Origin of the sequence: Mesorhizobium sp. M0771, assembly GCF_040320155.1 — a bacterium.
Lineage (GTDB): Bacteria > Pseudomonadota > Alphaproteobacteria > Rhizobiales > Rhizobiaceae > Mesorhizobium.
Genome location: NZ_JAMYPC010000001.1, coordinates 706,654 through 725,339, shown reverse-complemented (window position 1 = coordinate 725,339; position 18,686 = coordinate 706,654). Strand labels below are relative to the sequence as shown.

General features: G+C 62.6%; 21 protein-coding genes. 8 read left to right on the top strand and 13 right to left on the bottom strand.

What is annotated here, in order from left to right:
- Positions 1 to 133: 133 nt before the first annotated feature.
- The 3 genes from NKI05_RS03505 to NKI05_RS03495 form a co-directional block, all read right to left on the bottom strand.
- Positions 134 to 739, bottom strand: coding sequence for a general stress protein (locus NKI05_RS03505; RefSeq protein ID WP_023671087.1), 606 nt, complete (start codon positions 737 to 739; stop codon positions 134 to 136).
- A 31-nt stretch (positions 740 to 770) separates the two neighbouring features.
- Complete coding sequence (locus NKI05_RS03500) at positions 771 to 1,523, bottom strand: DUF4142 domain-containing protein (protein ID WP_352792177.1); 753 nt, start codon at positions 1,521 to 1,523, stop codon at positions 771 to 773.
- Positions 1,524 to 1,782: 259 nt separating this feature from the next.
- Positions 1,783 to 1,971, bottom strand: a complete 189-nt coding sequence (locus tag NKI05_RS03495) for a hypothetical protein (protein ID WP_023671089.1) — start codon at positions 1,969 to 1,971, stop codon at positions 1,783 to 1,785.
- A gap of 130 nt (positions 1,972 to 2,101) precedes the next feature.
- Between NKI05_RS03495 and NKI05_RS03490 the strand changes: the two genes are divergently transcribed.
- The 5 genes from NKI05_RS03490 (at position 2,102) to NKI05_RS03470 (ending at position 5,091) form a co-directional block, all read left to right on the top strand.
- Positions 2,102 to 2,488: a hypothetical protein gene (locus tag NKI05_RS03490; RefSeq protein WP_352792176.1), complete on the top strand. Its 387-nt coding sequence runs from the start codon at positions 2,102 to 2,104 to the stop codon at positions 2,486 to 2,488.
- A 201-nt stretch (positions 2,489 to 2,689) separates the two neighbouring features.
- The gene (locus tag NKI05_RS03485) at positions 2,690 to 2,899 is read left to right on the top strand and encodes a hypothetical protein (RefSeq protein ID WP_352792175.1); all 210 of its coding nucleotides are present in this window, start codon (positions 2,690 to 2,692) and stop codon (positions 2,897 to 2,899) included.
- Between the two features lie 59 nt (positions 2,900 to 2,958).
- Entirely contained in the window at positions 2,959 to 3,228 is a 270-nt protein-coding gene (locus tag NKI05_RS03480) for a PilZ domain-containing protein (RefSeq protein ID WP_023726509.1), read from the top strand.
- A 186-nt stretch (positions 3,229 to 3,414) separates the two neighbouring features.
- Complete coding sequence (locus tag NKI05_RS03475) at positions 3,415 to 3,963, top strand: dihydrofolate reductase family protein (RefSeq protein ID WP_023698777.1); 549 nt, start codon at positions 3,415 to 3,417, stop codon at positions 3,961 to 3,963.
- A 693-nt stretch (positions 3,964 to 4,656) separates the two neighbouring features.
- The gene (locus NKI05_RS03470) at positions 4,657 to 5,091 is read left to right on the top strand and encodes a hypothetical protein (protein WP_023671095.1); all 435 of its coding nucleotides are present in this window, start codon (positions 4,657 to 4,659) and stop codon (positions 5,089 to 5,091) included.
- Between the two features lie 409 nt (positions 5,092 to 5,500).
- On the opposite strand, the gene NKI05_RS03465 is transcribed toward NKI05_RS03470, so the two are convergent.
- The 7 genes from NKI05_RS03465 to NKI05_RS03435 form a co-directional block, all read right to left on the bottom strand.
- On the bottom strand, positions 5,501 to 6,313 hold the full coding sequence (locus tag NKI05_RS03465) for an SDR family NAD(P)-dependent oxidoreductase (protein ID WP_023710874.1): 813 nt from the start codon (positions 6,311 to 6,313) through the stop codon (positions 5,501 to 5,503).
- Positions 6,310 to 7,305 carry a sugar phosphate isomerase/epimerase family protein gene (locus tag NKI05_RS03460; protein WP_023804653.1) on the bottom strand — a complete coding sequence of 332 codons (996 nt, stop codon included), beginning with the start codon at positions 7,303 to 7,305 and terminating at the stop codon, positions 6,310 to 6,312. The genes NKI05_RS03465 and NKI05_RS03460 overlap by 4 nt, the downstream gene beginning before the upstream one ends.
- A 26-nt stretch (positions 7,306 to 7,331) precedes the next feature.
- Positions 7,332 to 8,099 (bottom strand): SDR family NAD(P)-dependent oxidoreductase, encoded by a 768-nt coding sequence (locus tag NKI05_RS03455; RefSeq protein WP_023726514.1) that lies wholly within the window; start codon positions 8,097 to 8,099, stop codon positions 7,332 to 7,334.
- 39 nt (positions 8,100 to 8,138) lie between these two features.
- Positions 8,139 to 9,245 (bottom strand): ABC transporter ATP-binding protein, encoded by a 1,107-nt coding sequence (locus tag NKI05_RS03450; RefSeq protein WP_023726515.1) that lies wholly within the window; start codon positions 9,243 to 9,245, stop codon positions 8,139 to 8,141.
- Positions 9,246 to 9,327: 82 nt separating this feature from the next.
- The gene (locus tag NKI05_RS03445) at positions 9,328 to 10,233 is read right to left on the bottom strand and encodes a carbohydrate ABC transporter permease (protein WP_023671100.1); all 906 of its coding nucleotides are present in this window, start codon (positions 10,231 to 10,233) and stop codon (positions 9,328 to 9,330) included.
- A complete protein-coding gene (locus NKI05_RS03440) occupies positions 10,226 to 11,161 on the bottom strand; it encodes a carbohydrate ABC transporter permease (protein WP_023683164.1) in 936 nt (311 codons plus the stop codon). The genes NKI05_RS03445 and NKI05_RS03440 overlap by 8 nt, the downstream gene beginning before the upstream one ends.
- Before the next feature lie 81 nt (positions 11,162 to 11,242).
- Complete coding sequence (locus NKI05_RS03435; RefSeq protein WP_023683165.1) at positions 11,243 to 12,508, bottom strand: ABC transporter substrate-binding protein; 1,266 nt, start codon at positions 12,506 to 12,508, stop codon at positions 11,243 to 11,245.
- A 145-nt stretch (positions 12,509 to 12,653) separates the two neighbouring features.
- Here NKI05_RS03435 and NKI05_RS03430 point away from each other — a divergent pair, with 145 nt between their 5' ends.
- Positions 12,654 to 13,859: an ROK family transcriptional regulator gene (locus tag NKI05_RS03430; RefSeq protein ID WP_023683166.1), complete on the top strand. Its 1,206-nt coding sequence runs from the start codon at positions 12,654 to 12,656 to the stop codon at positions 13,857 to 13,859.
- 29 nt (positions 13,860 to 13,888) lie between these two features.
- Here the strand turns inward: NKI05_RS03430 and NKI05_RS03425 are convergent, their stop codons facing one another.
- Together NKI05_RS03425 and NKI05_RS03420 are read right to left on the bottom strand one after the other, a co-directional pair.
- Positions 13,889 to 14,929 (bottom strand): aminopeptidase, encoded by a 1,041-nt coding sequence (locus tag NKI05_RS03425; RefSeq protein ID WP_033000351.1) that lies wholly within the window; start codon positions 14,927 to 14,929, stop codon positions 13,889 to 13,891.
- Positions 14,930 to 15,167: 238 nt separating this feature from the next.
- Positions 15,168 to 15,401 carry a hypothetical protein gene (locus NKI05_RS03420; protein ID WP_023683168.1) on the bottom strand — a complete coding sequence of 78 codons (234 nt, stop codon included), beginning with the start codon at positions 15,399 to 15,401 and terminating at the stop codon, positions 15,168 to 15,170.
- 185 nt (positions 15,402 to 15,586) lie between these two features.
- Here NKI05_RS03420 and NKI05_RS03415 point away from each other — a divergent pair, with 185 nt between their 5' ends.
- A complete protein-coding gene (locus NKI05_RS03415) occupies positions 15,587 to 17,587 on the top strand; it encodes an AI-2E family transporter (protein WP_023686481.1) in 2,001 nt (666 codons plus the stop codon).
- A gap of 129 nt (positions 17,588 to 17,716) precedes the next feature.
- Positions 17,717 to 17,875, top strand: coding sequence for a hypothetical protein (locus NKI05_RS03410; protein ID WP_023671107.1), 159 nt, complete (start codon positions 17,717 to 17,719; stop codon positions 17,873 to 17,875).
- Between the two features lie 435 nt (positions 17,876 to 18,310).
- Here the strand turns inward: NKI05_RS03410 and NKI05_RS03405 are convergent, their stop codons facing one another.
- Positions 18,311 to 18,679: a response regulator gene (locus tag NKI05_RS03405; RefSeq protein WP_023671108.1), complete on the bottom strand. Its 369-nt coding sequence runs from the start codon at positions 18,677 to 18,679 to the stop codon at positions 18,311 to 18,313.
- Positions 18,680 to 18,686: the final 7 nt, after the last annotated feature.

The following is an 18,686-nucleotide window of genomic DNA, read 5'->3' as shown; positions in this document are numbered from 1 at the left end:
GTCACCCCAACCCACAACCCAATTCGGGCCGGCCCCGCGCAAACCCCCCCCCATCCCGCCCTAACCGCACCGCGCGCCCCCCCCCCCCCCCCCCCCCCCGCCCCCCCCCCCCACCGGGGCCGGGGCTCGATGATCAGAGTGGGCTGGCGTTGCGCGTTTTGTCGCGCTCGGCCTCGATGTCGGTGTAGGGGTCGGCATTGGCATCGAAGCCGGTCCAGCCACCGGCTTCGTAGGCGCGTCGGCGGTCTTGCAGATCGACCGAGTTGGATTCGCCAAGAATACGCTCTGCCTCGTCGGCGAGTTCGTCGCTGACCCTGGCGGTCACCATCGTGCCACCGCGGCGAACGCCCTCCGCATAGACATGCGCATCCCTTTCGGGGACGCCTGACTCGGTCAGCGCCCCGACGATGCCGCCGGCAGCGCCACCGACGACCGCGCCGCCAACGGCGCCGACCGCGGTGGCGGCCAGCCATCCCGCGGCCACGACCGGACCGACGCCCGGAATGGCCATGATGCCGAGCCCTGTCAGAAGCCCGCCGGCGCCGCCAATGACGGCTCCGAGACCGGCGCCGCCGGCTGCATCCTCGGCGGCGTTGGAGGTGTCGCCATCGTCGTACCAGTCGTCCGAATTGTTGGCGACGATGCTGATGTCGGCCTGCGGCACGCCGATTGCCTCCAGTTCGCCGACGGCATCGGAGGCATCATCGTAGTTGTCGAAAAGTCCGGTTACGGTTTTCATGGTCTTGATCTCCTCGATCTGGTTCAGAGGTTCAGTTGGCGCCGGCAACGACGTTGCCCTGATAATCGAGCGCCACGGTCGTGGTCTTGCCATCCTTGGTGGCCTGACCGCGCCAGATGCCCTGGTCGTCTTTGGTCAGCTTGGACACGCCGGAGAAGCCGGCATCCTGAATGCGGCTCTTCGCCTGATCCTCGGTGAAGCTGTTGGCACCCGGGACCGGGGCGGCCGGATTGGTGGTGTCGGTCGTGCGCACGGCCGGGGTGGTGGAGCTGGTGGTCGACGATGCATTGTCGGTGGAAGCGATCTTCTCGACCATTTCCTGATGCATTTTGAGCGTCGGCAAGGTCTCGGAGGCGAAGGTCTTCAACTGCGCGTTGTCGCCGTCCTTGGCATAGCTCTCGAACAGCGTGACCGCCTCCGAATGCGCATCGCGCTGCATCTGGACATAGGGCTTGTCGACGGCATCGTTGGCATTCTGCAGAGCCTCCAGATCGGCCTTGTGCTTGGCATCCAGCTCCGTCGGCACTTTCAGCTTCTGTTCGCCGGCGATGGTCGCAAGCTTGGCGTTGGCGGCCCCGTGATCGTCGATCATCTTCTTGGCGAAATCCTTGACGCCTTGATCCTGGGCCTTGCCTTCTGCGATCTTGCTGGAGTCCACTTCGAACAGGCCGCCGATGGCAGCCTTGTCGACAAAGTCCTGAGCACTGTCGGCGGCGAAGGCGGGCAGGGCGAAGACCATGGCTGTGGCGCTGGCCAGCGAAGCTAGAAGAACACGTGTTTTCATGGACAGAAATCCTCGTTGGGGCACACATTGTGCTGTGAGCCTAACCAGTGCGGCCAAGCTTTGTTCCGCCGCCCAAGCGTTATAGCCGGGAGGGTCGATGCCGCGATGATGGCCCCTCGTCAGCGGCTTTTTGCGCCTTTGCCATGCCGACGCTGAGGACGGCGACCCGCTCGATGGGCGCCTTGCAAGTCGATCAAAAAGGGAAACGAGGCCCTTCGCCGCCGGCAAGTGAACACCGCCCGCGGTGACCTATCGAGGTTCAGCGATCGTTGCGTTCGAGGCGGCGCGCAACCTCTGTTTGTGCGACCTGCAGCAGCGTGTCTATTTCGAACATCGCCGCCGCATGGCCGCCGTCGCGAATGACACGGCGGGCGCGGTGGAGCAGGTCGGAGACCGTCCGCAGCGTTTCAGCATGGCTCGATCGATTCGACAAATGCGTGCCCTCCATCAGCCACAACCGTTGGATCGGGAGAGTGTTCCCAAAGTTGGCGGCCGGCCGGGTGAATGACTGTGAGCGCAGGCGGCGGAACCATCCTTGTCCGTTGGCCGTTCCCCCTGCCTCAACGAGAGGAACAGCCATGGCCGACAACGACACCCCGAAGGATACCGCGAAGGAAACCCCGAAGGACACCCCGAAGGACACCCCGAAGATGTCCGCCCGAGAGGCCCAGGAGGCCCTGGAGAAGCAGGTTGCATCGCTGAAGCGCGAGATCAGCAAGATCAACCGGACGCTTGCCGACCGTGCAGAAGATGCCGTCGGCGAAGCCGGCGGCTGGTATGGCAGCGCGACCGAGCGCGCGGCACGGGCAACGCAGCAGCTGAGATCGCAGGCGCAGACGGTGTCCGAAGCCGTCCAGCAAAATCCCGGCACCATCAGCAGCGCTTTCGTGCTTGGCGGCATTGCCGGGTTGTTTATCGGCATGCTGCTCGGGCAAAGCCAGGAACGCGACCGAAGCTGGTTCTAGCGGCGTATCTTATGAATATTGCGCCCGCCGGCTTTGCTGGCGGGCTTTGTATGGACGCCAGATCACTGTGGCTTTGAGTGAAAAACTCCCCGCTCGGGTAAACGGGATTTGTGGTCGGCGCCGCCCGCGCGGCGCCCTCGACAGGTGAGTTGAGTTTCCCTGCCGCGGTCGTATGTTGTTGACCGTAGTGGAGGATCACAAATGCCCATTCGACGCAAAGCCACCGAGGCCGGCGTTTTGCAGCCATCCGAACTCGAGCTGTTTGGCCGTGTATTCGAGCAGCTTAAGCGCGACGGTCAGTCGCCCGAAGCACGCGACGCCATCGCATCCCGGATTATCGCGAACTATATGGCCGGCGTGGTCGACGAAGCCGAGCTCGTCAGTCTTTCGAGGCAACCGCTGGGCCGGTAGTGCGCTTTCCATCCCGGGTTCAGAAGAGTTTCAGGTCGTCAAATCAGAGGGATAAGGCAATGCCGGCTGACCCACCGATAGAGCGACGGTCGCATATCCGTGATCTTGTTCTGAAGGAAGCGACAATCCGCGTTGGCGACGCCAGTATCAATTGTCTGGTTTGCAACCAGCACGCCCACGGCGCGGAGCTACGGGTCAAGGCCGATATCGCAATCCCCGACCGTTTCGTGCTTCACGTGCCAGTCGATCATACCAGCTATCGCGCCGTGGTGCGGTGGAGACGGAACGAGCGACTTGGGGTGCAGCTTGATTCGGGAAGGCAGGCGTAGATGGCGGTAGCCGGACGGATCACCCAGCTGTTCAAGTCCAGGGTTGATGGGACAAGGCAGGGCGCGTTTGCGGCACGAACGCTTCTTTCCATGCTGCTTGCGATTTGCAATCAGTTGCTATAGCGTCTCACTGCTTGCAAATTACAAGCGGTTAATCCGTGAACCGACTATGTGAAGGCGCTGCTTATGGCCAAACTTATCTTGGGAATGAACGTTTCCATCGATGGCTATGTCGATGACCTTGCCGGAAATCTGGTCATGGGCGCACCAAGCCAGAAGCACTTCGAGTACTGGATCGAGACGATTCGCAACCATGCCGGCGCTGTGTATGGCCGCCGGATGTACGAGGTCATGCGCTATTGGGACGATGATCGCGCGGAATGGGATGCTTCGCTTCGCCAGTTCGCGACACTCTGGCGCAAGCTGCCCAAATGGGTCGTTTCGCGCACACTTTCACGGGTCGGCCCCAACGCCACCCTCATCTCCGGCGATATTGAAACGCAGATTCGCGAGATCGCGGCCCGCACGGAGGGTATCCTGAGCGTTTCCGGTCCGGAACTGGCCGGTCTTATGACCGGGCTGGGCCTGATCGAGGAATATCACCTGCACGTGAGGCCGTTCGTGCTCGGCAAGGGCAAGCCTTTCTTCCACGAGGCAAGGCCTCCGCTGCAACTGGTGTCGAGCACATTGATCGATGACGATACGGTTCATATGATCTATGTGCCGCGAGGCTGAACGATAAGGCGCTTCAGCGCCAACATGCGAACCAACACGTACGTTCGCAGTGGGCCTGGTCCCGGCCTTCGCACCGAGGTCTCACATGTCAGCTTGCGTGCTGGGTACCCAAGCAGCAGAGGGTCTGCTGTCGGCCGAAAATCTGCCGGTCAGCAATGCGCCCCATGCCGGTCAAAGAGGCCTTGCCGCCGTTACTCCATAAGCAGACATTGCAGACCTACAAGGACATCGCTTTTACGCCCGAAGCGCCGCTTCGGTTGGTCCTTCAGTGACCTGGCGGCCCAAGGGCGTCGTCCTCCACCGCCCGCCCTCGTCCGCAACTCACCGTTGCCAGCGGCTCTGCTCCTGGCCTTCCCGCGATGACCGAGCGGGTAGTGAAACATCATGGTCAAGCCTGAAAAGCAAGGTCCAACCTAGCCGCCTTTCCAGGCCTGCGTCATCATCGTCCAGCAGTTCAGGATCCTGCGTGCGCCAGCCGGGTCCGTCGGGTCGGCCGGCCGCACAGTTTTTTTCATCCCGCTGGAACATTGGCGAAGGAATGCAGTTGGGGTCGCTGCAGATGCCGCCGCGTGGTGCCTGTGGGCGATTGGTGGCAACACCTGATCGGCCGCCGCTCCTTTACGAGGCGGCTTAGCGTGTGAGCCAATCCTGCAGCAAAGGCCTTGGGATTGGAACGACCAACAGGAGGCAGTCATGAAGCACCAGACACTCGATCAACTCCAGTCAGTCGCGGACATCAGTCCACTATCGCCGGCTCTGCTGGCTACAAGGACGCAACGGATAGAGCGGTGGGCGGAACTGCTCTATCGAAATCCGACGCGCTCCCTTGTGGCTCTCACCGGGACTGAGCATCTGCATCCCTCTGTCCGCGGAGAAGCGCGCGCGGTCGGATCGGCGATCAGTGTCGCTTTTGACGATCCACTGCTGCGTGCATCGGGCATGCAATCGGATACCTACGGGGAAGCCAGACGCTTCTTCGAACTCTCCGATTGGCAGTTGCATGAGATCGTCTGCAGTTGCCACACCGGCGCCACCATGCAGGCTGGCTGGGCCGCCGGGCGTGTCCGCAGGGTTCTCAATGGGAGCAAGATATTGGCTTGGCTGAGAAAAGGATTCATGCCGCACTGAGACACAGCGCTTGCGCCTGAAGAAGCATGCAGGCTCCAGCAGAGATTGCGTCGGCTCCGCGAAGGCATGGCTGACCTCAATGGAGTAGGGCGGCCGAGTTGCTTGCGACTTCAGAAATGACGTTCACCATTGCTTAGTGGACCTCGTCAGGGTGATCGGCAAGTTCGTGAATAGCGAGTACCAGCGCCAGTTTCGACCAACCGGTCGGCAGCGCCCTCGTGACCAAGCGGGGTTACTTATCCTCGGTGCGTCACATGTGCGCTTCGTCAGCGGTATAGCCTGCCAATCCCTCCACAGCCGTTTTGACGCTGCGAAAAGCTCGAGGCGTGAGGGGGCAATTTAACCCAGGAATCCCGAAAACGGACCTTCCGCTTTCGGCCCCGAAATTGAAATCCGAGGCACCCCGCCATCACCCCGGAAAGATCGTAAACCCGCCATCGACGCGGAGCACCTGCCCATTGATAAATCGTGCGCGGGGGCCGGCTAGAAAGGCCACCGCCTCGGCGATCTCCTCCGGCTCGGCATAGCGGTTCAGCGACTTCTTGCTCGAATCCATGCGCTCCGGATCGACCGTGCGGGTCGCCTGGAAGCGTGCCGTCTTCGTGGCGCCTGGGCTGACCGCGTTGATGCGCACGCCGTCGTCGATCAGTTCCTTGGCGAGACAGCGCGTGTAATGCACGACCGCGGCCTTCAAGGTGGAGTAAACGACCTCGGGCGAGCAGCCGAGATGTGCCGCCGCGGAGGCGATGTTGATGACGGAGCCGCCGCCGCGCTGCTTCATCGGCGGCACGAAGGCCTGGCAGACCAGCATCGTGCCGATCAGATTGTTCTCGGTGAGCACGCGGATGTCGTCCAGTTCGATGTCGAGGGCGTTGTTCGGGTTCGGCTTGCCGCCCTTGGCGCCGATGTCGCCGCCAGCGCAATTGACCAGCACATGGACGTCGCCGAGATCGGCCTCGATCCTGCGCTTCATCTCGGCCACCGCCTTCTGGTCGCCAATGTTGCCGGTCACCGACGTGACCTTCGTGCCGTGCCGCTTCAGGCGCTCGACCACTTCGCCGAGATTGGCGAACTCGCCGTACTTCGCCGGCGCTTCCTCGTCCATGTCGTGGATCGCGACATTGGCGCCGAGTTCGGCCAGGCGCTCGGCCATCACGCGGCCGAGGCCACGGCCGGAGCCGGTTACGAAGGCGGTCAATCCATCGAGTTCACGTGCCGTCATCGGATATTCTCCATCAAACCAAATTTGCGCATGTTGGCGGCGCTGCGCCGGATCATGTCGAGCTCATAGGAAACCAGTGAGACGTCGGCTTCGCGCTCCCAAGGCGTGCGGTAGTCGGCATCGTCGGGCAGCCGGTTGCGCTGCGCGGCCGCCAGGCAGGCGGCAAATTCGCGTGCCGTCTTCGGGGGATAGCCGCGCCACCAGTCGTCGCTGAGATAGCGGACATGCCGCGCCTCCAATGCGCCCGGTTCGAGGACGGCGGTCAGGCGATCATGGTGCTGGGCAAGAATTGCAAACAGCTCGGCGAACGGCACAGCACCGTCACCGATGGCGCAGCGGATCAGCCGGTAACCTTCGGTCGTGAACTGCACGCGGTAATCCTTGAGGTGGACATGGCGGACATGGGGGGCGATCGCGCGCGTGAAATCGAGCGGCGCTTCGCCGACCGGGAACGTGTTGCCGGTGTCGAAGGTGACGCCCACACTGTCACCACCGAGGGCGCAGAAATCGACGAGTTCCCGGCTGGTAAAGTCCTGGTGGTTTTCGATCGCAAGGACATACCCTTCGGCATTCGCGCGGGGACCCCACTCCACCAATCGCCCCCGAATGATGCCGGCGTACTCGCTCCATTTTTCGCCGGCGGCGTTGCGGTCGCCGCAGAGAATGGGCGTCAGCGCCGTGCGGATGATTTTGGCCTTGAGCAGGCGCGCGGCCCGAAAGGCATCGTCGAGCGGTTCGCCCACCAGCAGGCCGCCGCTGACGACCGGCGCGATGCGAAGGCCGGCGAGCCGTTCGCGCAGCGCGATCACCGCGTCGTCGGAAAGCTCGGTCAGCCATGGCACCCAGATCTCCAGCACGCGCGCGCCGAGATCGGTCGCGAGCGCGATGAAACCTTCGAGCCCCGCAGGTCTAGGATTGGCGCGTGGCGTGCCGCGGCCCTGGAGGCCGAGATGATAGGTCAGGCCGTAGGGGTTCAGGCCGACCTCGAGCATGAAGCGATCCTTTGAGTCAGGTGTGGTCATCGCAGGCCGGCATCCACGGTGATCGACTGCTTGGTGATCATGCGGCTGTCGTCGGCGGCGAGGAACAGCACCGTGCGCGCGATCTCCTCGCCGAGCAGAATCTTGCGGATCACCTGGCGCTGCACGACCTGGTCGACCGAACCTTCGGTCTTGTACCAAAGCTCCCGCTGCCGGTCGGTGATGACGGCGCCCGGCTCGATGGCGTTGACGCGGATGTTGTCGGGGCCAAACGCCCGCGCCAGCGCGAAGGTCAGCCCGACCACCGCAGCCTTGGCCGCCGCATAGGGGGCCATCTCTGACGCGCCGAAACGCCAGGCGATCGAGGAAAAATTGACGATCGAACCAAAGCCCACTTCCTTCATGTGCGGATGCACGCCCTGGGCGGCAAAGAAGTGGTGCCTGAGGTTCACATCCTGGGCATGGTCCCATGTCGCCTGGGTCACGTCGGCGACCGGCTGGCGATTGTCATCGGCGGCGTTGTTGACCAGCACCGCGACAGGCCCTAGGCGGTCGCGCACCGTGCCGATCGCGGCCTGGAGGGCGGGGATATCGGTCACATCGCAGCGCAGGAACAGGGGCGCGTGCGCTGCCGCGGCGGCGAGTTCCCGCGCGAGCGCCTCGCCGGCCTCCTGCTGCAGATCAAGAAACGCCACTCGTGCGCCATTGGCGGCGAAGGCGCGGACCGTGTCGGCGCCGATGCCCGACGCACCGCCGGTGATCAGCACGACGCGCTCGGACAGGCTCGGATAGGTGGCGAAGGACAAGGCGGAACTCTTTTCAAATCAAGCTTTGGTCAGATCGGGTCAGATCAAGCGTTTGGTCGTCGGGTCGAACAGGCACGCACGCGCCATGTCGATGCCGAGCGTCACCGTCTCACCCATAAGCGGCGTGCCGTCGGGGTCGAAACGACCGGTGATCTCCTTGCCGCCCAGGCGCAGGACGGCCATGGTCTCCGCGCCTGTCGGCTCGACCAACTCGACCACGGCATCGATCTGCGCGATGCCCGGCTTGCGGCGCGCAAGATCGGGATCGAAGCGGTAGATGTGCTCGGGACGGATGCCGAGCACAAGCTGTCGCGGCGTGTCGGATGGGAGCGCCTGGACGATCGGCAGGCTGGCCGTCTTGCCGTCGGCGGTCTGCAGGACAACAGTGCGGCGACCGCCTTCCTGGCTCAGTTCGGCGGCCAAAAAATTCATCGCCGGCGACCCCATGAAGCCGGCGACGAACATGTTGGCCGGACGGTTGTAGATCGTGGCGGGATCGTCGAATTGCTGGACCTCGCCCTGATGCATCACGGCGATGCGCGACGCCAGCGTCATCGCCTCGACCTGGTCGTGGGTGACGTAGACGGTGGTCTTGCCGACGCGGTGATGCAGCTTCTTGATTTCGGTGCGCATGTCGACGCGCAGCTTGGCATCGAGATTGGAGAGCGGCTCGTCGAACAGGAACAGTTTGGGATCGCGCACCAGCGCCCGGCCCATGGCGACGCGCTGGCGCTGGCCGCCCGAAAGCTGTCCGGGCTTGCGCCCTAGCAGCGGTTCGATCTGCAGGAAGGCGGCAACCCGCTTGACGGCCTCGTCCTGCTGCGGCTTCGGGACGCGGCGGCTTTCCATGCCGAAGGTGATGTTCTCGCGCACCGTCATCGTCGGGTAGAGCGCGTAGGACTGGAACACCATGGCGATGTCGCGGTCCTTCGGCGGCACCGAATTGACCAGCCTTCCGTCGATGCGGATCTCGCCGGAGGTAACAGATTCGAGCCCGGCGATCATCGCCAGCAGAGTGGACTTGCCGCAGCCGGACGGTCCGACCAGCGCGATGAACTCGCCGTTCCGCGCTTCGAGATCGATGCCCTTCAGCACCTCGACCGCGCCGAAGTTCTTGCGCAGCGATCGGATGGTCAATGTCGACATGCGATGCCCTTCTTGGCGGACGGGACGATCGGCGACAGGAGACAGGCTCCGCTCACTGGATCGCGCCTCACTTGACGGCGCCTCACTTGATCGCCCCTTGGGTCAGGCCACGAACGAAATACTTGCCGCCGAAGAGATAGATCAGCAGCGGCGGCAGCGCGCCGATCAGCACGGCGGCGCTCATGACATCGTAGGCGCGCACATTGGTGCCGCTTGCCGTCAGCGCGACGAGCGCTGCCGTGATCGGCTGTTGCTGCCCGGAGGTGAAGACGACGCCGAACAGATATTCGTTCCAGATGCCGGTGAACTGCCAGATCACCGTGACGATCAGGATCGGCGAGGAGAGCGGCAGAATGATCTTGCGGAAGATGCGCCAGAAGCCGGCGCCGTCGATGCGCGCCGCCTTGATCAGGTCGTCGGGGATGCTGACGTAGTAGTTGCGGCAAAACAAAGTGGTGAACGAAATGCCCTGGATAACGTGGATGAGGACGAGCCCGTAGACCGAATTGCTGAGGCCGAGATTGCCGAGGATGAACGCCCACGGCATCAACGAAATCTGGCCCGGAATGAAGACGCCGAGCAGCATGCAGGTGAACAAAGCTTCCGAACCTCTGAAGCGCCATTTCGACAGGATGTAACCGTTCATCGCGCCGACCGCCGTCGAGATGATCGTGGCCGGGATCGTCATCTTCAGGGAGTTGTAGAAGTTGCGCTGCATGCCCTCGCAGGTGCCGCCGATGCAATATGTGCTCCAGGCCTGGCCCCAGGCATCGAGGCGGAAGCTGCGCGGCAGCGAGATCAACCCGTTGCGCGCGATCTCCTGCTGGTCGCGGAATGAATTCAGCACCACCACCAGCAACGGGACCAGGTAGATCGCCGCGAAGACGACCAGCAGCCCATAGATGGCGAAGCGGGTGAGAAAATGCCGGCGCGACGCGACTGCGGCAGCGCGACGGTCGAGCGACTGGTCCAGGGAGACGTCAGCCATGGCCGGCTTCCTTGCGCCGGCGCCAGACCACCCAGAATGAATAGGGCACCAGCACCACGGCAACAGCGGCAAGCATCATGATGGCGGCGGCCGCACCTTCGCCGATCTGGCCGCGTTGGAACATCAGGTCATAGACGTAGATGGCGGGGAAGGTGGTCGAGATCCCCGGGCCGCCTTTGGTCAGGGCCGCCACGAGGTCGAAGGTCTTGATGGCGAACTGGATCTGGATGACGGCGACCGCCAGGAAGATCGGCGCAATGGTTGGCAGAAGCACCTTGCGATAGATGCGGAACGTCGATGCGCCGTCGATCTGCGCGGCCTTGACGAGGTCCTGATCCACCGAGCGCAGGCCGGCCAGGAACAGCGCCATGGCAAAGCCCGAGGCCTGCCAGACACCGGTGATGATCAGCGCGTAGATCGCATAGTGCCGGTCGCTGGCGAGTGCGAAACTGAAGCTCGCCCAGCCGAAACCGCGCACCATGGCCTGGATGCCGTCGGTCGGATTGTAGAGCCAGCTCCAGACCGTGCCGGTGACGATGAAGGAGACGGCCAGCGGATAGAGGAAGATCGTGCGCCAGGCCGCTTCGCCGCGCACGCGCTGGTCGATCAGGATCGCCAGCAGCAGTCCCACCGCCATCGAGCCGACGATGTAGAAAGCACTGAAGAAAAACAGGTTGTTGTAGGCGATGTTCCAGCGCCGGTTCGCCCACAGCGACGCGTAGTTCTCCAGGCCGACGAAGCCGTAGGTCGGCAGCAGCGAGGAGTTCGAGACAGAGATGTAGAGCGTCCAGCCGGTGAACACGAAGACGTAGACGAAGCTCGCCACGAGAGAGGGGCCGAGCACCAGCAAGGGCATCGCGGAGCCCAGCCGCTCGCGCCAGGGGCGGGCGGGTGCCGGTACCGACAGGATCAGGTCGTGATTTGACATTCAGGGCACGGAAATTGGCAGAGCACGGGACTGGAAGGGAGGACGGCCGGGCGGATAGGCATCGCGCCCGGCCGTTGCCATCTATTTCTGTGCTTCCGCCGCGTCGGCCATCGCATTGGCGCCATCCTCGGGCGACATGTCCGGCGTCGCCACGAACTCGGTAATGGAGTCCATGATCGCGCCGCGCATCTTCTGCGGGATGGTCATGTTGTGCGCCATCGAGCGGACCAGCGTGCCCTCCTTGATCGAAGCCTGCAGATCCTTCTGCGAGAGCTGCTGGCACGGATTGAAGCCCTTCGACAGATCGATATCCAGGCGTGCGGGGATTGAGCCCTTGGCCTGGTTGAAGACCGTCTGGAAGTCGGGCGACAGGATCAGGCTGGCCAGCAGCTTCTGGCCGTCGATGTAATCCTGGTCCTTCTGCTTGAAGAACACGACCGAGTCCGAGTTGAGGATGAAGCCGGGTTTGCCCCAATCGGTCGGCGCCTGGGCGCAGACATAGTCGGTGCCTTCCTTGAAGCCAGCGGCGGTCAAAAGGCCGATCGTCCAGTCGCCCATGATGTGGAACGCCGCGTCGCCCTTGCCGACGAGCGCCGACATCGAATCCCAGTCGCGGCCGACCATGCCCGGATCCATGTACTTGCTCGTCATCAGGCGCATCTGCGTGAAGGCCTTGACCATCCCCGGGCTGCGCATGGACTCGACATCGCCTTCGACGAAGGCCTTGCGGTAGAGATCGATGTCCTGGCCGTAGAGCACGACCTCGAACACCGTCGAATCCGTCCAGTCGGCGGTCGAATGCGAGATGCAGATCTTGCCTGTGGCGACGATCTTGTCGCAGGCCGCATTGAACTCGGCCCAGGTCTTCGGCATTTCCGCCACGCCGGCCGCCTGCATGACCTTGGGCGAGGCCCAGAGCCAGTTGATGCGGTGGATGTTCATGGGCGCGGCGACCCATTTGCCGGTCGGCTTCATCACCGGAAGCAATTCCGGCGCCACCACTTTCTCCCACCCTTCCGAGGCCGCCAACTCGTCGAGATCGGCGGTCATGCCGGTCTCGTTCCATTCGGCGATTTCCGGGCCCTTGAGCTGCACGGCAGGCGGGGCATTGCCGGCGATCACGTCGGCGCGCAGCTTGGCCAGCGTATTGGCGGTGTGGCCGGCGATCGAGGTCTGTTCCCATTTGCCGCCCTTGGCGGTGAACATCTCGCCGAGCTTGGCGATCGCCTGGGCGTCCGATCCGGTCGCCCACTGGTGCAAAAGGTTCGTCTTGGGTTCGGCGAAGGCTGCCCCGGCGAAAAATGTGCACGCAGCAGCGGCCGCAAGCGCGGTCATGACGGACTTCATCGTTTCACTCCCATATCGTGTTGCACGGTTCGTCTCGACCGCTTATGGCCGCGGTTTGAAGCCGCCGCCGGCGAGATGCGTCAATCTCGAGTTCTTTCCAAGATGACATATTGGAGCTATCAGTCAACGATGTTTATGTTGAGCCATGACAAAACCTTCGCTTAGAACCTGGCTGATCGACAGACCCTCCGCGTCGCCGGAGAGCATGATCGTGCGCTGCCTGAGCGAGCGCGGCGCACTCTCGGCGTTGCAGATCGCACGCGCCACCGGTCTGGCGCGCTCGACGGTGTCAACCGCGCTTAACGGCTTGAAAAAGTCTGGAATGGTGATCGAAGCCCCGACCAGCCGCGACGGCATCAGAGGCATCGGCAGGCCAGCCGCGGCGGTGACGCTCAATCCGACAGCGGGCACCTGCGTCGGCATTCACCTGGCTCTTCAGCAGATACGGCTCATCGTCGCCGATGTCTCGCATTCCGTCATTGCCGAACAAAATATTCCGATGGCGCTGGACTACCAGCCGCAACAGGCGGCCCAGGCGGTCAAATCGGCGATTGCCCAATCCTACAGGGAAAATGGTCTGCCGATGGCGGGGCTCCTGGGGGTTGGTGTCTCCGTCTCCGGCCCTGTCAGCCGCGATGGAGTGGTGCTGCGCGCAAGCATGGTTCCAACATGGGCCGGCGTCAACATACGAGATGTGTTCGGACCCGTCCTGGAACAGCCGATCTTCGCCGACAACGAGAGCAACTGCGCGGCCATTGCCGAGCTGATGTGGGGTGCGGCCGTCGGCCAGGACGATTTCGTGCTGTTCAAGATCGATCTGGGTGTCGGCGGCGCCATTGTCCAGCATGGCCGGCTGGTGACGGGCGTCGCCGGCGGCGCCGGCGAATTCGGGCACATCAGCATCGATCCCGGCGGCGACCTTTGCCGCTGCGGCAATCGCGGATGCCTGGAGCTCTACGCGAGTTTTACCCGGCCGCTGGAACAGATTTCGCGTGTCGTTGGGCGGCAAGTCACCATGGACGATGTCATCGCCATGGCCGAGCAGGGCGACGTCAGGGCGTTGCGGATGATCGAGGATACCGCCGAGATCGCCGGCCGGGGTCTCGGCCTGATCGGCTCGGTGCTCAATCCGCCGCTTATCATCATCGGCGGCCACATGGCTTTGGCAGGGGACATTCTGTTGACGCCGCTGATCGCGTCCTATGAACGCCATACGCTGATCAAGTCCCGCGATATCGCTCCCGCCCTGCGCACGCGCATCATCGTTGGCAAGCACACCGAGAACGATGCCTTGCTGGGCGCGGTCGGCCTCGTTTTGAGACACCAGACGAAGGAACTGTCGCTGGGGTGATCGTCAGGACCTGCCTGTGCTTGTTCAAGTCAATTGCACGTGTCAGCAGCCTTGAGCGCTTCGGCGCGGGACGATTTGGGCAAATCCGCGATCCGCCGGACAGAAGCGTAAAACCTTGGATAGTTGCCCGAACACAGGTCGAACAAGCGAAGAAAGGCCGGAACCTGTTCACCGTAGACAGAAGTTGCCGCGAGCTTGGCGTTGTTTATCGGGGCAGCGAACCAGGCGTCGTATCCCCGGTATCCCGCCCAGTGCCTGTCGCGCATCTGCCGGTAGCGCGCCCGCATCCTCTCGATCGCGGCTTTCTTTGCAGTCGCCATCTTTTCCGGGGTGCGGGGACTACCATAGACCTGCCTTAGCTCGTCGCGCGTCTTCGCCACCAGTCCAAGAAAATCGGCGCTGCGCTTGCGATCGGCTTCGTAGCGGCGCAATCCGGCCCGGTCGCCGGCGGCGCGGAGCCATTTCCTGACGCCGCTGGTTTCGACGGCAACGGCGAACGCCTCGTTGAATGCGGAATCGCCATCCACATAGAGGCGCTGATGCGCCAGCTCATGAAAAACAAGGCTGGCGAGATAGGTGTCGTCCTGACGCAGCATGGTGCTCAGCAGCGGGTCACTCGACCAGCCAAGCGTGGAATAGGCGGTGACGCCCGAGACATAGACGTCCAGCCCCTGTCTTTGAAGTTCGACTGCGTTCTCAGTCGCGGATTTCCGGGAGAAATAACCCCGGTATGGAACGCAGCCGAAGACCGGAAAGCACCATGTTCGTGGCGCAAGCGAGAATTGCGGCGCGGCAAAAACGGCCCAGGTCACGGCATCGCGATGGATGTCGACATAGCTGCGGTAGCTGTTGTTTTCGGGCAGTGCCAGCTCATCTGTCGCAAACCGTCTTATGGCGCTGGCCGACGTCAATTTGGCGCGCAATGCTTCAGGCGTCGAAGGATCACGGATGAGTTTTGCAATATTTTTGCGGGCGGCCATGATCTGCGCGTGACCCTGCAACGACTGCGCGTAGTAGGAAATGCTCGTGCAGCCGGTCGCCCCGGACGCGATGATCGCCGCGGCAAGCATCCGAAGAACGCGCTTCACTGTTTGCCCACCCTTGCCCATCTCCCCATGCAGCAAACGTCCTGGTCACCCTCAAACAGGAGGCACCGGTTTCCGTCAAGAGCTGCAGGGGCAGGGGGCGACACCGACCTGGGCAGGGCGATGCGGCCATTCGCCTACGATTGACGAAAGTCCGCCGCAGGGCGGAGCGAGCGAGATACGGACCGTCCGTCGAGGCGCGGTTCCCCCAAGCTGCCGCGCGCTACTGGTCCGAAAACCTCACGCTCACGCCGCGCTGGCGAAAATAAGCCTGCATCAACTTACGGCCCGAGCGGTTGTTCTGGGCCAATTTGGCCGGATTGAACACCGCCTGTTTTGCGCCCTCTCGTGTCAGCGCAGCCTTGAGCTCCGCGATATGGGCGTCGATGTCGGCATTGTCCGCCCGCAGCGAGGCATAGATACTTTCGGTCGCTTCAGCCACAGTCGGTTCGCTCACAGATGTCGTCCTTTGGTTGGTTGGGCGGCGGCTTTACCACAGATTTGCGGCTCCGACGATATCGACTGAACCGTCAGAGCACAGCGCCCAGGGCGCAAAACCGCAAAACGTATGTATTCGGCCCTGCTAAACATTGCCCGGCAGGCGAATGGGTCTAACTATCGCTAGGAAACGGGGGGAATCACGTGGCTGCCAATCGTCGAAACGACATCTCATCGTCCGAGCGAGGGCTAGGACGGATTCTTGCGGCAGGCAATGCCCATCCGCGCACAGCTCTGCCTACCGTGGCAACCATCGTCACGACAGTAGCTGCGCTGTATTTCGGTCGTGAGGTGTTCCTTCCCATTGCCATCGCGCTGCTTTTGACCTTTGCGCTGGTGCCGATGGTCTCCGCACTGAAGCGTGTCGGCTTGCCTCGGCTGCCCGCAGTGCTTCTGAGCGTGATTGGCGCATTCGCGGCCCTGGGCCTGTTCAGCTTCATTGTTGCGACCCAGGTAAGCGAGCTTGCTCAGAACATTTCCGTCTACCAGACAAACATTCTGACCAAGGTACGTTCCCTCAAGGAGACGGGCGTTGGTGGCGGCATAATTGCCAGGCTGAGCGGGGTGATCGAGCGTGTCGGTCAGGAGATCGACAAGCAGGATGTGGCGCCGCCTGCGGCCGACAAGCCCCGGCGCGAGCCTGTTCCCGTCGAGATCGTCGCCCGCGAGAGACCTCTGGAGGTATTGCAGAACATCATCGGACCGTTGATCAGCCCGCTGGCATCAGCTGGCCTGATCATCATCGTCGTCATCTTCATGTTGCTTGAGCGCGAGGATCTGCGCGACCGGTTTATCCGCCTCGTCGGCTATGGCGACCTCCATCGCACAACGCAGGCATTGCAGGATGCCGGCAAACGGGTTGGCCGCTATCTGATCATGCAATTGGTGGTCAATATCGTCTACGCGATACCAATCGCAATTGGCCTTTGGGTGCTCGGCATTCCCAACGCGCTGCTGTGGGGGTTGCTGGCACTGGCGCTGCGCTTCGTTCCCTATATCGGCCCTGTTATCGGCATGCTGCTGCCCTTGTTTCTGGCCTTGGCGGTTGCGCCCGGCTGGTCGCTGGTGCTGTGGACCGCCGCACTGTTTGTCGTCATGGAATTGGTAACCGGCAACGTCATCGAACCGTGGCTCTATGGCTCGCGCACGGGACTTTCTCCTTTGGCAATCATCGTTGCGGCAATTTTCTGGACATGGTTGTGGGGGCCGCTCGGCCTGGTCCTTTCGACGCCGCTGACAGTTTGCCTCGTCGTCCTCGGGCGACATGTTCCGCAGTTCGAATTTCTCGACGTCCTGTTTGGCAACGAGCCCGTCCTTGAATCTCACGCCCGGCTCTATCAACGGCTCCTGGCCGGCGATCCCGACGAGGCCACTGACCATGCCGAGGAGATCCTCGAGGAGAAGTACCTGATCGATTTCTACGACACTGTCGCCATTCCTGCTCTCCTGTTGGGCGAGCAGGACCGCATGCGTGGCGTGATGGGCGATCAACAGCGAAGGCAGGTGGCGGCGAGCGCCCAAATTCTTGTGGCAAATCTTGCCGACGATGCACAGGAAGAGGCAAGCGAGGAAGATGCGCCGGCAACCACCGCGGAAGGGAGCGCGAGCAGGGAAACAGATGGCGTCGAAGAGGAAGAGATCGAGCTGCCCGACGGCAAGGACATGTCGGTGCTTTGTGCCGGCGGTCGCGGCGAACTCGACGATGCCGCTGCCGCCATGCTCGCTCAGGTGCTGGAGGTGCAAGGTGCTACGGTGGCGAAGGCCAGTTTTGTCGATATGGAGCCGGCAGGTATTCGTCGTCTCGAACTAGAGGCGATCGACACCGTCGTGGTCGGTTTCCTGAACCGGGATTCGCTCAAGCATGCCCGCTTTCTGGTCCGGAGACTGAAGCGCGCCAAGGCAGGTTTGAGAATTGGGATTGTGTTCTGGTCAGACGCGGAGCAGGGCGATGTCGGGCAAGAAAGGCAAGCTTTGGCCGCCGACATCAGCGCCGATTTCGTAGCGCACGGCATGGTCAACGCTGTGCTTGGCGCACTTTCTCCAGCGCCGGCCGTTCCCCTCAAAGTCGTTTCGAAACGCCGTGATCGACGCCGTCCGGCCCCTCGAAAACGGATCCCGGCCCAGGCAACGGCCGCAACAGCCTAGCCGCACCGCCATGTCTCAGATTGCCGCGCCGGCGCTGGAATGCCTGGTGCGACGGCAAGATCGTCCCCACTCGCAAACCATGGAACAATCTCGCGGCCTTGCGGTTCCTAACATCGAAGGAGAACCCCCATGCTTAGATTCCTTATCCGCCTCGGCGCGATCTACGCGGCGTTCCAGATCGGCCGAGAGTTCGGCCGCAAGGAGACCGAAATCATGCTCCTGCCGCCGCCCGTTGACTACGAGCGGCAACCGACGTCAAGAAACGAAACCGATTTCGGAGAGGCATAGGACCGGTCAATCTGTCTGGTCGATCTGGCCCATGCTGGCGCCGTCCCTGCGCGGGGCGCTTTATCGTACGAACGGACCCGGCCACTTGGCTGTTGCCAGGATCGTTTCTGGCAACGCAATAATTGAGCCGCTATCTCTGTCGCTCAAACGCGGCACAGCGAGGTTGACCGTGCGTCGAAGAATGAGTCTCAGATCCTGGCGTTGAGCCGATGGAGAAGGCATGATCAGCACGGGCAAGGACGAGCACAACCCTAAGAAAGTGGAAGGGAATGAAGCACTGGTGCTGTCAACTGCCAAAGAGACCGGCATCACCGAGGATCAAGCGCGCGACCTTGTTCGCCTGATCGGCACCGGCCGCAATTCGCTGCTCCGTGAGGCACGGCAGCTGCTCCGGCAGCGCCTGGCTAGTTTAGACCGAAGGTGCTCAGAGCACGGCTATCCCGTCGCCTTCTGCTGCCCGGCGGTCATCGCTTTGAGAGCCCGGACCACCTCTGCAGGTCCGGCGGGTTTCATCACTCTTACGCCGGACGAGAACGCTTCGGGGGTTTCCTCGAGCCCCAGGCCGGAATAGACGATGAAAGGAACCGCCCGCCCTGCCAAGGTTTTTGCCGCGTCAACAGCCTCGCCGTCCGACAGCCTTACGTCCAGGATCGCTGCGGCGGGGGTATGGTCCGCAAGAAAACGTTTCGCCTGGGAACATGTCGCCGCCAATGCCACGGCAAAGCCCGCCTCCGAAAGAGTGGACTCCATATCCAGTGCTATCAAGGCTTCGTCGTCGACGACAAGGACCAAGGGTTTGCCCATGCGCGGA